The organism is Sediminibacterium sp. (assembly GCF_019264485.1).
Lineage (GTDB): Bacteria > Bacteroidota > Bacteroidia > Chitinophagales > Chitinophagaceae > Sediminibacterium.
In genome coordinates this window covers 349859-362980 of record NZ_JAHVAA010000014.1, presented here as the reverse complement: position 1 = coordinate 362980, position 13122 = coordinate 349859, and the positions used below count along the sequence as shown (strand labels likewise).

The window sequence follows — 13122 nt, the reverse complement described above, 5'->3', positions numbered from 1 at the left end:
GCCCCGTGGAACACTTGATTTTATTGACTTTATCCTTCATTTCTCCTCAATTCGTCCTCGAAATGAAAAGAACAACCCTTACTGGCATTGACTTTCATCGAAGCTCCTCCTCATTGCTACCTCTTTGCTACCTCATTGATACCTCTGTTCGTCCTCGGAAACACCTCGGGGAGAGGGTAGAGATTAGGACTTAGGGGTTAGGGGTTGGGTGGAATGTACTTTTTGTTTGGGAGGGGTTAGGGCTTAGGTGTTAGGATTGAAACCAACATTCCCCCGAACCCCTTACCCCGAACCCCTAACACCTAACCCCCAACTGCTATCAATACACAACAAGTAACCGAAAATAAAAATGGCTGCGGTGATAAACGCTATGATCGTGCACGGAGGTGGAAGAGAGGTTACAGTGAGGATGAAATGAGGTGTGAGTAGGGCGGTAATTAAGGGGGTCTTCCGGTTTTAGTAGTATTTCGTTCAAGAGACATCGGCGCAGAACTTCTTTTGATTACGAAGAATCTTCGGAGTAGGAATAGACGATCGCAATATGTAGCTCATATTACTAAGTCTGCAAACATAGCAGAAACCCTAGTATTGTATGTTCGCCTTTCGTCTTAGTAAATCTGTTTTCGAACAGATATCGCTTCTCAATCAGCCAAATAATACCACCAATTAGTATGATTAGTAGTAAAATTGACATAATTACCTTTTATGCCTTTTTGTCCCAATGTATTGTAAACCACCACTTCGGTAGCGTTCCAGTGCCAGAATCGCTCAAAAATAAGTTGAAAAGAGTTGCTCTGTTTCTCATATTGATAGGTTCTCATACCCATGATAGTTGGTTTTGGAATCTCCTGAATATACTTGCCTGTTAAGGACTCTAAATTTTCGGGGTATTCGCCGTTTTCTGTTTTGTATTTTTCAATTGCTGCTATAAGGGGTTCTGTATTTATAATCGCTTTTTCACGGGTAACAGTTGCTACTTTTTCCACTACAAATGTTGAAGTGAGCAAAGCAATTACTGGAATCAAGACAACATATAGTGGGGCAGGATTAAATTTGTACCCGGTTTTCTTTTTCAGTTTTTGGATACGATAAATGATAAAAGTCACCACTAAAAAAATAATAGCTAATGGCCATAAATCAAATCTTCGTCCATCAATCAGTGCCCTGAGTATTTGCAATGGTAAAAATAAAAAAACGGGAGTCAGCACCAGCAACGACGGGTAATAACCGTTGGTCCAACGGTTAAGTTGTTGACCTTTTTTGTTTCGCATTTCAATAATGAGCCACAGCAACCCAAAAGGGGCAAAAACCCAACCTATGTATCCTGTCGTTTGAGCAAATTGAGAAAGACCATGAGCAAAATTGTTGCCTGAACCCGGTAAGAATGGTGCTATGGATGCTACTGCTACCGAAAGAAGGATGAGTAAAAGTAGTAGCCAGCTTGCTGGTTTCATTGTAGTAAGGTTTATATTAAAAATAAGATTGGGTTTTGCAAGTGAGAACAGATCAGTATACAATCGTCTTCGGGCAATTTTCAGTCCATACTTATGCAAATTGTACTGATATTTTTCCAGCAAATCGCCTTCAACTTCTTCATGAAACTCAGGGTGGACAATAATGTGTAACAGTATCATTACCCAGCCTGGCGGTTGTTTTTCAAGCTGATTCATAACTCAAGCCAGGTTTTGGTATAGCTTCCCAGAGACTGTTGCGTTTTTCTCTGTTCTCAGCCATTATTTTTTTACCTTTTGCAGTAATGCTGTAATAGCGTTTGCGTTTGCCGCCACGCTCTTTGGTGGCCTCGCCAAATTCTGAGGTAACCCAACCTTTTTCTTCCATCCGTTTGAGTACAGTTTGTACCCCACCTATTGCCGCCGATCTACCCGTTCGCTTTTCCAACTCTTCGATGATGCCAATACTATAAGCCTTGCCGTTCATTATGGCTACGATCAGAAGTGTTAACTCTTCAAATTCTCCCATTGATTTATTTTTACTCTAAATGTAGTAATAATATTGATATTTACTACTTTTGTAGTAAAAAAATACTTTTATACTGCCCCATTCTGAAAAAGTTGACAAAAAAGTTGATTTATTACTCGTGGCTAAAAGCCCATAGCTCACAGCTACCCTTACCCCATTGAATGAACCATCGCCAAACTCTCCCTTGCCATCTGACTATTGTATTCGAAACAAAGTTGTTTGTGATTAATAGTGTCTACAATGGTTCCAATTAAACAAAGTCCGCCGGTAAAGAGATATAATAAACCCATTCCATTTTGTCTGATCATAAAACGCTGAACACCTGCTACCAGTATAAAACCTAAAATACAACCCAATAAAATCTGGTCGGTTTTTCTGCGTTTGCCATTATATACAGCAATAAAATTGTACAGGCGTTCATCAGATAAACCACCAGTAAGGTTTTGAATAAAAACAAGTTCTTCGCCTTCAAGTGCGGGAATCAGGTTGTACAGATTGGGTCTCATGTGTGGTAAGGGTATTGGTGATGAGTTGCTTTATGCGTATAAATATAATGATAACTGCAAAGATTCCCATCGGATGATGCTGAAAAGAAGCACTAAAACGAAAATGTAATGCATCATGTATGGCATGACCAATACCACAGCCCGGGCATTTGCCCAATTGCAATAAGGTAGAAACACATAAAGACTGTCCTTCTGTATAACCAGGTAAAAAGAAGAGCAGCATTAACGCAGTAATCCAGAAAAGGAGTTCGCTATGTTTAATGAGTTTTTTGATAAGTATACTTATTTTCCGAATGCAGCAATATTGCTGCTAAAGATTTTTACGGCAATAGCTAAAAGTATCACACCAAAAAACTTCCGCACAGCCAGCAGGCCTGCAGGTCCGAGCGCTTTCTCAATAACCCTCAGCGATTTCAAAACACCATACACTACAATAAGGTTAATGATGATGCCACTCAGAATATACAATTCTTCAAAATTGGCTTTTAACGACATTACTGTAGTAAGTGTACCACTACCTGCAATAATAGGGAAGGCGATGGGTACAACAGAGCCAGATTTGGCATCCTTGTCACCCTTAAAAATTTCATGACCCAATACCATTTCCAAACCGAGTAAAAAGATGACCACAGAGCCACCAACAGCAAAAGAGCGGATATCTAATCCCAGTATCTTCAGAAAAGCTTCACCAGCAAACAGAAAGAGAATCATCAGCAAACCCGAAATAAGTGTAGCCTGTGTAGACCTGATACCACCCATTTTATCTTTCAGTGAAATGAGCAGTGGAATGGAACCTACAATATCAATCACCGCAAACAGCGTAAACGTAGTTGTAAGCAGATGATCAAGTTGGAAAGTCATGGTGAGCGGTTTGAATGGTAAGATAAGAAAAAGTGAGTAGTGAGTAGTCAGTAGTGAGTGAAAAATTTGCTCACTACTGACTACTCGCTACTCACTTCCTAAAACCTGAACACATGATGCTTCACCAGCTTGTATTCAAACTGCAGGGCTTCAAGGCAGTTTTTGCAGAGACAGTCTGTGTATTTGCTTTCTATATACACCCGCTCTTCATGACTGAGTTTGGGTGCGCTGCACTGACAGGCAGGTATATTGCCCACTTTGCACTCAAATGCCTTGGTGCATCGCGGGCAATATTTTATTTCATGCTTGTGTGTCATAGTAATCAGTCGAATGTGAAATAGTGAGTAGTGAGTAGTCAGTAGTGAGTAATCTGTAGTCAATAATTTTCACTGACTATTCACTACTGACTACTCACTATTCGCTCTGCTCACCAATTAAACGTAACCCCTGCATTAAAGAGGAAAGGAATGGCATTAAACCCCCTCGCATCAAAAAATTTCTTACCGGTAATATTCTGCGCGTCTGCAAAAAACTTCACTTGCTCATTCAATACATAATCTGCAGATGCACCTACAATGAAATAGGAGGGTAGTGAAATATCTGCACGGCGGTATCCGCCAATATCAAAACGACTGCTTACATATTTTCCTGTAACAGCTACATTCAATCCTTTACACAGATCCAGATTAGCGGCCAGATTAATATGGTGTTTAGGGCGACGCAAAAGATAATCGTACGTAACCGTATCTTTTGTGGTGAGACGGTTCTGTGTTACTTCTTCGCTCAACAGCAATGTATAGTTGGCGCTGAAGCCAGCTTTCCCAAGCTTAGCTGCGAGTTCCCATTCCAAACCATTCACAACCTGTTTTACATAGTTGAAATAGTTGAAAGTAATATAGTTGTAGTCGATGCCATTGCTGATCTTTCGGTTGAAATACACGAGTCTTGTACTGAATTGTTTTTGCTGGAAGCTGGCACCGGCTTCATAGTTCACCGATTTCTCAGCATTCAGTTTGCTGTTCAGACTTAACTGGTACAATGATGGTGCTTTGAAACCACTCGAAATACTACCAAACACACGGAACTGATCGCTGAAACTATAAGACGGATTGAAGGTATAAGTGCTGTTATTACCATAACGTGAATGATCATTATAACGACCTCCCAATTCAACATTGAATTTTTTGTCTGGACTGTTGAAAATAACAGATGCATATAGGGCAGTCTGCGATAAAGAAGTGTCTCTGAACTGGCTTTTGTAAGGCCCGAATGCACTTACCGAGAAATAATTCTGATTATAAGAACTGTAACGATAATCTGCACCTGTAAGTAAAGTGAAACCTTTGCCTAGCCTGGTGCTTGCATACAACTCAACAAACTGCGATTTACCAAAATAGGTATTGTCTTCAAACCAGGTACTGGTTTTATGTGCGCTGTCGTTCCTGTAATTACGTGTGAGTTCACTATACTGGTAATTACCTGTAACGGCGAGCTTTCCCTTTTTATACTGAAACCCTGTTCCTGTGATCAATGATTTATTATTGATATTATAATCGCGGTCATCATTAAATACACCTGCATCAATTCCGGCTTTGTACTGACTGTGCATCAGGAATGCTTTAAATGCAAGATGAGTGCTGGCCTGGTAAAATAACTGACCGCTTGTTACGGTGCCATCATATCTGTCTTTATCATAGTTACGGATACCGGTACTGTCATAGGCAGAAGAAAAACCATTGGTGAAGAGCCTTGCAAAACGTGTAGTATAGGTAAGCTTACCCGCTTTTCCGAAAACCTGCACATTATTTCTGGAAGTACCAAGATTACCCTGGCTCAGTGTGGCTTTTATATTAAATGGTTTGTTGGTGTCTTTTTTTACGGTGATAATATTTATCACACCAGCAATGGCATCGCTACCGTATAAAGTAGACTGTGGCCCTTTACATACTTCAATTCTCTCCATATCATTTACAGAGAAAAAGTTGAGGTCGAAATCAGTTGTAATGGTAGATGGGTCGTTTAGTGGAATACCATCCATCAGTATCAGGGTGCGCCCTGGTGAGGCACCGCGGGTATACACTGTTTGAACACTGCCGGCATTATTAAAAGCGCCATTAATAGTAATGCCTGCCTGTTCGTTTAATAATTGGGAAATGGTTTTACCGCCACTTTTTTCAATCTGTGCCTTGGTGATAACGGTGATTACTTTACCTGTTGTACTTTGTTTTTGTTCGAGTTTGTTGGCTGTTACCACTACTTCATCGAGTGTAACAGTGTCTTTTTGTGCGAACAGGGCAGTGCCTGTAAGCATGCATGCGAGGAGCGTAATTGTTTTGCTCATTGTTATTGGTTAATAGTTGAACAATGAGCTTTCAGGAAACATAAAAAACGGAGAAATATAAATTGCCGCTGCAGACAGCATTTACATTCCATGCTTTTCACCCGAAAGCCGTGAATGATCGTCTGTATGTGGCAGGTCTTCTGGCTTGCTCTCTGTTGTTGAACCTTCCCATCCCGCTTTGCAGAACAGTGGTTAGTAGAAACAACAGTGGTTTTTTGAGTGAGTAGTGAGTAGTCAGTAGTGAGTAACATTTAAACTCACTACTGACTACTCACTGCTCACTACCAGAGCTTACAGCTACGGGGATAGCGCCGGAATTACACCGGACTTCCCTTTTAATCCCTACATATCGGGAACCAAATACAGCGCAAATGTAGGGTGCAGCAGATAATCTGGAAATTAAGTTTTACACGGAGCTGGGGAAAACTGGGAGATGTCCATAGTCGATAGACCATGGTCCATAGCAAGATTCATGGACTATGGTCTATCGACTATGGACTAACCACCATATCCATAAGTTCATTACATTTAACACCATATCATTAAATTCTTATGCAGGGAAATCAAAAATTAAATCTTTTTAGCTTCACCATGATTGTTGTAGGTCTGGTGATTGGAATGGGTATTTTCAGAACGGCGGCTACCAGTGCCAAAGATGCCATTGAACCTTCAGTATATTTTACCGCATGGATATTGGGTGGTTTTGTGGCTTTATGTGGTGCGCTTACCTATGCAGAAATTGGTAGTCGCTACCCGGTAACCGGTGGTTATTATAAAGTGTTTTCTTACGCTTATCATCCCAGTATTGCTTTTGCCATTAATTGTATCATCCTTATCAGTAATGCAGCCAGTTTAAGTGCGGTGGCATTGATTGGTAGCGGGTATATAACAAAATTATTTCCCGGTGTGGCATGGACAGACATTGATAAAGCATTGATTAGTTGTGGCGCCATCATCTTTTTTTATGGCATTAACCTGATGGGTTTGAAAATGAGTTCCCGAGCGCAGAATATCCTGATGCTGATTAAAATAGGAATGATTGTGGTATTGATACTTGCGTTATTCTTCCCCCATGATCAGGGTGCTGTAGTGGCAGCTGCAACCACAGCACCTGTTGGAGCAGTTGAATCGATGAGCTGGATACAGAGTCTGGGTATCAGTTTAATTGCAGTATCATTTACATATGGAGGCTATCAGCAAACCATCAATTTTGGTAATGAAGTGAACCAACCTGCTAAAAATATTCCGAGAGGAATTTTTATTGGCATTGCCATCATTATTATTTTATACCTGCTGGTAAACCTGAGTTATTATACCATTGTTGGTTTCGATCAAATGAAGGGGGAGAAAGAAATTGCATATGTAGTAATGGAACGCACATTTGGTGCTAAAGGTGCCGATATCTTTTCTTTCTTTTTATTCTTTGGTGTACTTGCCTATGTAAATGCGTTGCTGATGAGTAACCCAAGGGTTATGTATGCCATGAGTGAAGAAAAAACATTGCCATCTTCTTTCGCCAAACAAAATCCCAAAAACCAGGTATTTACTTTTTCACTCACCGTGTTTGCTGCTATGTGTATTGTGATTTTATTTTTCGCGCAAACATTTGATAAGATACTCAACTTTACCATCTTCCTCGATTGTTTTGGAATGGTTGCATCGAGTGCCACGATTTTTATACTGCGTAAAAGAACCAAACACCTGGATGGTACAGGCATCTTTAAAATGAAACTCTTTCCGCTGATGCCACTTATTTTTATGAGTGCCTATCTATTTGTTGGTATCAGCATTGCCATGCAAACACCAGATACTGCATTTGTTGGTTTCTGCGTATTACTCGGGTTTATGCTTATTTATTTCATCAGTACCAAATTCAGAAAACCGATTACAGAAAACAAGCAATAGTATGGACCTCTCTTATATATTGAACGAACTCGCTGAAGACAGGGATGAATATTTCAGAGCAGTATCGCCTCCCATTGTACAGACCAGCAACTTTGCCTTTAAAAAAGTAGACGACCTGCGTAAATCGTTTGAAGACGAATATTCAACATGGCTGTATAGCCGCGGACTCAATCCTACGGTTGAAATTTTAAGAAAAAAATTAGCTGCATTAGACGGTGCAGAAGACTGTCTTGTTTTTAACAGTGGAGCAGCAGCTATTTTTGCAGCGGTGTTGGCCAATGTAAAAAGTGGCGATCATATTTTGAGTGTGAAGGATCCTTATACCTGGGCCAGAAAAATGTTTGATGAAATATTACCTCGTTTCCAGGTAACTGTTACCTATATTGATGGAAGATCGGGAGCCAATTTTGAAAAGGCCATTCAGCCCAATACTACAGTCATTTACCTTGAGTCGCCCAATAGCTGGATGTTTGATTTGCAGGACCTGGCTGCAGTTGCAAAACTGGCGCGGGAGAAAAATATTGTTACCATCTGCGATAATAGTTTCTGTACACCCTTGTACCAAAAACCCTATGAAATGGGGATTGATCTTACACTTCAGTCGGCTACCAAATACATTAGCGGGCATAGCGATGTCATAGCAGGTGTTTTGAGTGGAAGCAGTAACCAGATTACCCGTATCTTTAACAGCGAATACAACAATATCGGGTCCGGTATCCAACCCTTCAATGCATGGCTGTTGATCAGAGGTCTTCGAACATTACCGGCACGCCTGGAGCGTATCACCCGCACCACCCACGCTGTAATAAGGTTTTTGAAGTCTCACCCGCTTGTAGAAAGGGTTATTTTCCCTTTAGATACATCATTTCCCCAATATGAATTGGCAAATCGCCAGATGAAAGGGGCATGTGGTTTGCTGACATTTATCCTGAAGACCCAATCCTGTGAAGACATAGAAAATTTCTGTAACGGCCTGAAACACATATTGATGGCGGTGAGCTGGGGTGGACATGAATCCCTGATCATACCTAAATGTGCGGGAATGCCGCGCGACCAGTTCAATCCGGCGCATGAGTTACACCGTAGCCTGCGCCTGTACGTTGGATTAGAGGAGCCGGAATATATCATTGCCGATCTGGCCCAGGCACTGGATGTAATAAAGGACCATTCATAACGACCTATGAACGGTTTTGGTTAATGCTACTCCGCCTATCAGAAAATTATCTATCTGGTTGGGAAACTGTTATTTTTGTTATATATGAAGAAGTTAATTGCCCTTTTGGGTTGTGCCATTCTGGTACAGGTGCAGGCTCAGACTACCAATGAGAAATGGGATCTGCGGAAATGTATTGATTATGCTACACAGAATAATATTTCTGTGAAGCAGGCCGATGTACAGGCCAGAATCAGCGCATTGCTTGCACGACAGGCAAAACTGAATCAATATCCTTCACTGAATATGAGTTCAGGAACAGGTGTGCGTTTTGGTAGATCTATTGACCCTACTACCAACCAGTTCTCTACCAATCAGTTTTTATACCAGAATTTTGGTCTGAATGCCGGCATACAGCTGTATAACGGCGGAGCCATCAAAAACAATATCAAATCTGCTGCATTTAGTGCACAGGCAGCATTGGCTGAAGTAGAAAGAACAGCTAACGATATTTCATTAAATGTGGCTAATTTTTATCTCCAGATACTCGCTTCAAGAGAGCAGGTGAAAATTACACAGGTACAGATTGCACAATCGCAGACCCAGTTAGACATTACCAGAAAAAGAGTGGAAGCGGGAGTGTTACCGGAATTGAACCTTGCAGAAATTGAGGCGCAATTAGCCAGCGACAGCAGCAATTATGTAGCCGCACTTACCGGTTATGAATTGAATGTATTAAACCTGAAAGGTTTATTAAACCTCGATCCGGCAATTGCTTTCGATCTGGAAGCACCGCCGGTAGAAAGTATACCCATTGAAAGTTTTGGTGATCTGCAGCCAGAACTGGTGTACCAACTGGCACTTACTTCACAGCCATTGCAAAAAGCAAATGATTTCAGGATCAAAGCCGCACAAAAATCTGTTCTGGCTACTAAAGGTCAGATGTACCCAACCATTACTTTCGGGGGTAACCTTGCTACCAACTTCTCCAATTCATTCAAAAGAACAACCGGTTTTACCTTTTTGGGTTATAGCCCTGTAACAGGCGCAGAACCCAAAGTTACCATCAGCAATGTAGACTACTATGTACAAAGTCCCTTGTATCGTTTTTCACAAAGCAGCAGGGGTTTTAGTGGATTATGGGAAGGATGGACCGATCAGATCACTAATAACTTTGGTCAGAATGTAGGCCTCAATTTTTCCATACCCATTTTTAATAATGGACAGGCTAAAACAGCTTACCAGCGTTCTAAACTGGACCTGAGAAATGTGGAACTGCAAAAAACACAGGCTGATCTCAAACTGAAACAGGATATATATACCGCATATAATAATGCCACAGCGGCACTCCAAAAATTTAATGCAGGTAAAAAAACAGTAGAGAGCACTCAGAAAGCTTACGATTTTGCCATAAAACGTTATGAAGTGGGTTTACTGGGGGCACTCGATCTCATTACCAACCAGAATAACCTCCTTCGTGCCAAAGTACAGCAACTGGCAAACCAATACGACTATGTATTTAAAATGAAAGTGCTGGAATTTTATAAAGGACAGGGACTGAAACTCTAATAACCGGGTAGTATAAAACAGAAATACAATATCTATGAATAAGAAATTACTTTGGACCATTATCGGACTGGTTGTAGTAGTGGGAGGCTTTATCGGACTGAAAAAAAGTGGTGTGATAGGTAAAGAAGAAGGGCTTAAAGTATCTGCAGAAAAAGCAGCTACCAGAACCATCATTGAAACTGTAAACGCCAGTGGTAAAGTATACCCTGAGATAGAAGTAAAAGTGAGTCCCGATGTGAGTGGTGAAATAGTAGAATTAAATGTAAACGAAGGAGACAGCGTTCGCAAGGGTCAGGTATTGGCAAGAATTTATGCTGATATTTATTCTACCCAAAAAGACCAGGTAGCAGCAGGGGTAGACCAGGCAAAAGCGCAACTTTCTAATTCCAACGCCAGTTTACCCGGGTTGAAAGCCACACTCGATAATGCAAAAGCAGCTTTTGAAAGACAAAGAAAACTCTATACAGAAAAAGTAACATCTCGTCAGGAATACGATCAGGCCGAACAGGCATACCGTTCTGCTGAAGCCAATTATAATGCTGCGAGGGAAGGATTAAAAGGTACCGAAGCCTCTATAATGGGTGCCGAGGCGCAATTATCACGAGCCATCAAAGATCTTTCCAGAACCACCATTACTGCACCTATGGATGGTGTTATTAGTTTACTCGCTGTAAAAAAAGGAGAACGTGTGGTAGGAACAGCACAGATGGCTGGTACAGAAATGATGCGCGTAGCCGATATGCGCAGCATTGAAATAAGAGTGGATGTGGGTGAAAATGATATTCCAAAAGTAAAACTTGGCGATACCGCACTGGTGGAAGTAGATGCATATACCAATCGTAAATTCAAAGGGCTGGTATATAAAATAGCTAACCCTAATACACAGGCAACAGCTACTGCTACATCTACTGAAGTGACGAATTATAAAGTACATATCCGTCTTATTGCAGAAAGCTATAAGGATATGGTGGTACCTGGAAGAGCTTTTCCTTTCCGTCCGGGTATGACGGCCAGCGCAGATATTCAAACCAATACAAAAGAAAATGTATTATCTGTTCCGCTCAATGCTGTAACCACGCGTGAAAAAGAAGGCGAAGGCGAAGGAAAGAAAACAAAAACGGATGATGGCCCGGCAAGTGGCGATCCGGCAGATGATGAAGCAGTGGAAGAAGTTGTGTTTGTGATAGGGAAAGATAAAAAAGTAAAAAAAGTAAAAGTAAAAACAGCTATTCAGGACCTTAACTATATTGAAATTATTGAAGGACTAAATGAAGGCGACCAGGTAGTAACTGGACCATACAATACCGTAAGCAAAATTTTAAAAGAGGGTAATATGGTTGAAGTTGTGGCGAAGGATAAATTATTTGAGGAGAAGAAGAAAGAGTAATTAAGTCCGAAAGTTGGTAAAACCGAAAGTCCGAAGAAGAGCGTATAATTTTATAAAGCCTTATTGTTTTAAGCCTATTATTATAGGCTGCAAAACCTCTGCTTCCTCATGTTCTCTGCGTTGAATAGTCGAGTAGCTCACCGCAGAGAACATGAGAAAATGGAGTTTGTGCGGAGTAGTATCAGCAACCATCCCCGGTCTTTCCAACTCCGGACTTTCGGACTTCCCGTCTACTCTCCGTATGTTTGCAATTGAACAACCCCAGATACATGCAGTATGGAATTATAGGTAGTGGCAGTTGGGCCACGGCTTTGGCAAAAATACTCACAGATAATGGTCATACTATTTACTGGTGGGTCAGAAATGCTGAAACCATTGCTTATATGGAAAAAAGAAAGCATAATCCGCATTATCTGAGTGCCGCTTATTTCAATCCACAACAGCTCCGTTTAAGCAACGATATACACGAAGTGATTGAGGCATCAACTGCTTTGGTTATAGCAGTTCCATCGGCTTATGCTGAACAGGTATTTGAAGAACTGAAACCCGAAGAACTCACCGGAAAAAAAATCATCTCAGCCATAAAAGGTATCCTGCCAACCGATAACCGTTTATTGCATGAATATTTATCAACCCATTACCATGTTCCCATTGAACAATATTTTGCATTACTGGGTCCCTGTCATGCAGAAGAAGTGGCGTCAGAAAAATTATCTTATCTCACATTCTCAGGTAAGGATCATGCTTTTGCCGAACAGATAGCACATGATTTTAGCACTGAATATATTAATACTGTGGTGAATGATGATGTGGTGGGCGTTCAGTATGCGGCAGTATTAAAAAATATTTATGCGCTGGGCGCAGGTATTGCACACGGACTGGAATACGGCGATAATTTCCTAAGTGTGTATATAGCCAATAGTGCCAATGAAATGGTGACTTTCTTGCGCAAAATGGGAGAAACCGAAACACAACCTGCATTACTTACGCCTAACTATGCCGCCTCTGTATACCTGGGCGACCTGCTGGTAACCTGTTATTCGCTGTATAGTAGAAACCGCACTTTCGGCAATATGATAGGTAAGGGTTATTCTGTTAAAGCGGCTCAGTTAGAGCTGAATATGGTAGCAGAAGGCTATAATGCTGCCCGCTGTATTTACCGTACAAACCAAACCGTAAATGCCGCAATGCCCATAGCATCAACCATTTATGAAATACTCTGGGAACATCGCCCTGCCGCTGATGGATTTAAGAAAATAGAAGGGTTTCTGGTATAGGAAAAGTGGTAACTTTATCCCATGCCAGTTTCATTTACCTTATTAAGCCCCATGGTACTCCTGATACTCCTCGGTGGAGTAATTGGCATCAATCTTTTGAGGAAGCTGTTGCATCATTCAAAATCTCATTAATAAGTTTCAAG

General features: G+C 41.1%; 12 protein-coding genes and 1 riboswitch. Of the genes, 5 read left to right on the top strand and 7 right to left on the bottom strand.

Features of this window, described 5'->3' with window-relative positions; genetic code table 11:
* Positions 1 to 641: 641 nt before the first annotated feature.
* The 7 genes from KXJ59_RS13080 to KXJ59_RS13050 form a co-directional block, all read right to left on the bottom strand.
* On the bottom strand, positions 642 to 1670 hold the full coding sequence (locus tag KXJ59_RS13080) for a permease prefix domain 2-containing transporter (RefSeq protein ID WP_295205384.1): 1029 nt from the start codon (positions 1668 to 1670) through the stop codon (positions 642 to 644).
* The gene (locus KXJ59_RS13075; RefSeq protein WP_295205381.1) at positions 1657 to 1980 is read right to left on the bottom strand and encodes a MarR family transcriptional regulator; all 324 of its coding nucleotides are present in this window, start codon (positions 1978 to 1980) and stop codon (positions 1657 to 1659) included. Before KXJ59_RS13075 ends, KXJ59_RS13080 begins: the two co-directional genes overlap by 14 nt.
* 149 nt (positions 1981 to 2129) lie before the next feature.
* Positions 2130 to 2486, bottom strand: a complete 357-nt coding sequence (locus tag KXJ59_RS13070) for a TM2 domain-containing protein (protein WP_295205378.1) — start codon at positions 2484 to 2486, stop codon at positions 2130 to 2132.
* Complete coding sequence (locus KXJ59_RS13065; RefSeq protein ID WP_295205375.1) at positions 2449 to 2709, bottom strand: DUF2752 domain-containing protein; 261 nt, start codon at positions 2707 to 2709, stop codon at positions 2449 to 2451. The genes KXJ59_RS13070 and KXJ59_RS13065 overlap by 38 nt, the downstream gene beginning before the upstream one ends.
* A 59-nt stretch (positions 2710 to 2768) precedes the next feature.
* Positions 2769 to 3347 carry a MarC family protein gene (locus tag KXJ59_RS13060; protein ID WP_295205372.1) on the bottom strand — a complete coding sequence of 193 codons (579 nt, stop codon included), beginning with the start codon at positions 3345 to 3347 and terminating at the stop codon, positions 2769 to 2771.
* A gap of 98 nt (positions 3348 to 3445) precedes the next feature.
* The gene (locus KXJ59_RS13055) at positions 3446 to 3664 is read right to left on the bottom strand and encodes a cysteine-rich CWC family protein (RefSeq protein WP_295205369.1); all 219 of its coding nucleotides are present in this window, start codon (positions 3662 to 3664) and stop codon (positions 3446 to 3448) included.
* Between the two features lie 110 nt (positions 3665 to 3774).
* A complete protein-coding gene (locus tag KXJ59_RS13050; RefSeq protein ID WP_295205367.1) occupies positions 3775 to 5688 on the bottom strand; it encodes a TonB-dependent receptor in 1914 nt (637 codons plus the stop codon).
* A gap of 112 nt (positions 5689 to 5800) precedes the next feature.
* Positions 5801 to 6064, bottom strand: a riboswitch (cobalamin riboswitch).
* A gap of 176 nt (positions 6065 to 6240) precedes the next feature.
* Here KXJ59_RS13050 and KXJ59_RS13045 point away from each other — a divergent pair.
* The 5 genes from KXJ59_RS13045 to KXJ59_RS13025 all read left to right on the top strand — a co-directional run bounded on the left by KXJ59_RS13045 (position 6241) and on the right by KXJ59_RS13025 (position 12979).
* Complete coding sequence (locus KXJ59_RS13045; RefSeq protein ID WP_295205364.1) at positions 6241 to 7593, top strand: APC family permease; 1353 nt, start codon at positions 6241 to 6243, stop codon at positions 7591 to 7593.
* Between the two features lies 1 nt (position 7594).
* Positions 7595 to 8767: a PLP-dependent aspartate aminotransferase family protein gene (locus tag KXJ59_RS13040; protein WP_295205361.1), complete on the top strand. Its 1173-nt coding sequence runs from the start codon at positions 7595 to 7597 to the stop codon at positions 8765 to 8767.
* 84 nt (positions 8768 to 8851) lie between these two features.
* Positions 8852 to 10315 (top strand): TolC family protein, encoded by a 1464-nt coding sequence (locus tag KXJ59_RS13035; protein ID WP_295205359.1) that lies wholly within the window; start codon positions 8852 to 8854, stop codon positions 10313 to 10315.
* A gap of 34 nt (positions 10316 to 10349) precedes the next feature.
* Positions 10350 to 11702 (top strand): efflux RND transporter periplasmic adaptor subunit, encoded by a 1353-nt coding sequence (locus tag KXJ59_RS13030; RefSeq protein WP_295205357.1) that lies wholly within the window; start codon positions 10350 to 10352, stop codon positions 11700 to 11702.
* Positions 11703 to 11971: 269 nt separating this feature from the next.
* Positions 11972 to 12979, top strand: a complete 1008-nt coding sequence (locus KXJ59_RS13025; protein WP_295205354.1) for an NAD(P)H-dependent glycerol-3-phosphate dehydrogenase — start codon at positions 11972 to 11974, stop codon at positions 12977 to 12979.
* Positions 12980 to 13122: the final 143 nt, after the last annotated feature.

Coding starts and splice junctions, on each gene's coding strand:
- KXJ59_RS13080 (WP_295205384.1), bottom strand. CDS start 1,670: ATGAATCAGCTTGAAAAACAACCGCCAGGCTGGGTAATGATACTGTTA.
- KXJ59_RS13075 (WP_295205381.1), bottom strand. CDS start 1,980: ATGGGAGAATTTGAAGAGTTAACACTTCTGATCGTAGCCATAATGAAC.
- KXJ59_RS13070 (WP_295205378.1), bottom strand. CDS start 2,486: ATGAGACCCAATCTGTACAACCTGATTCCCGCACTTGAAGGCGAAGAA.
- KXJ59_RS13065 (WP_295205375.1), bottom strand. CDS start 2,709: ATGCTGCTCTTCTTTTTACCTGGTTATACAGAAGGACAGTCTTTATGT.
- KXJ59_RS13060 (WP_295205372.1), bottom strand. CDS start 3,347: ATGACTTTCCAACTTGATCATCTGCTTACAACTACGTTTACGCTGTTT.
- KXJ59_RS13055 (WP_295205369.1), bottom strand. CDS start 3,664: ATGACACACAAGCATGAAATAAAATATTGCCCGCGATGCACCAAGGCA.
- KXJ59_RS13050 (WP_295205367.1), bottom strand. CDS start 5,688: ATGAGCAAAACAATTACGCTCCTCGCATGCATGCTTACAGGCACTGCC.
- KXJ59_RS13045 (WP_295205364.1), top strand. CDS start 6,241: ATGCAGGGAAATCAAAAATTAAATCTTTTTAGCTTCACCATGATTGTT.
- KXJ59_RS13040 (WP_295205361.1), top strand. CDS start 7,595: ATGGACCTCTCTTATATATTGAACGAACTCGCTGAAGACAGGGATGAA.
- KXJ59_RS13035 (WP_295205359.1), top strand. CDS start 8,852: ATGAAGAAGTTAATTGCCCTTTTGGGTTGTGCCATTCTGGTACAGGTG.
- KXJ59_RS13030 (WP_295205357.1), top strand. CDS start 10,350: ATGAATAAGAAATTACTTTGGACCATTATCGGACTGGTTGTAGTAGTG.
- KXJ59_RS13025 (WP_295205354.1), top strand. CDS start 11,972: ATGCAGTATGGAATTATAGGTAGTGGCAGTTGGGCCACGGCTTTGGCA.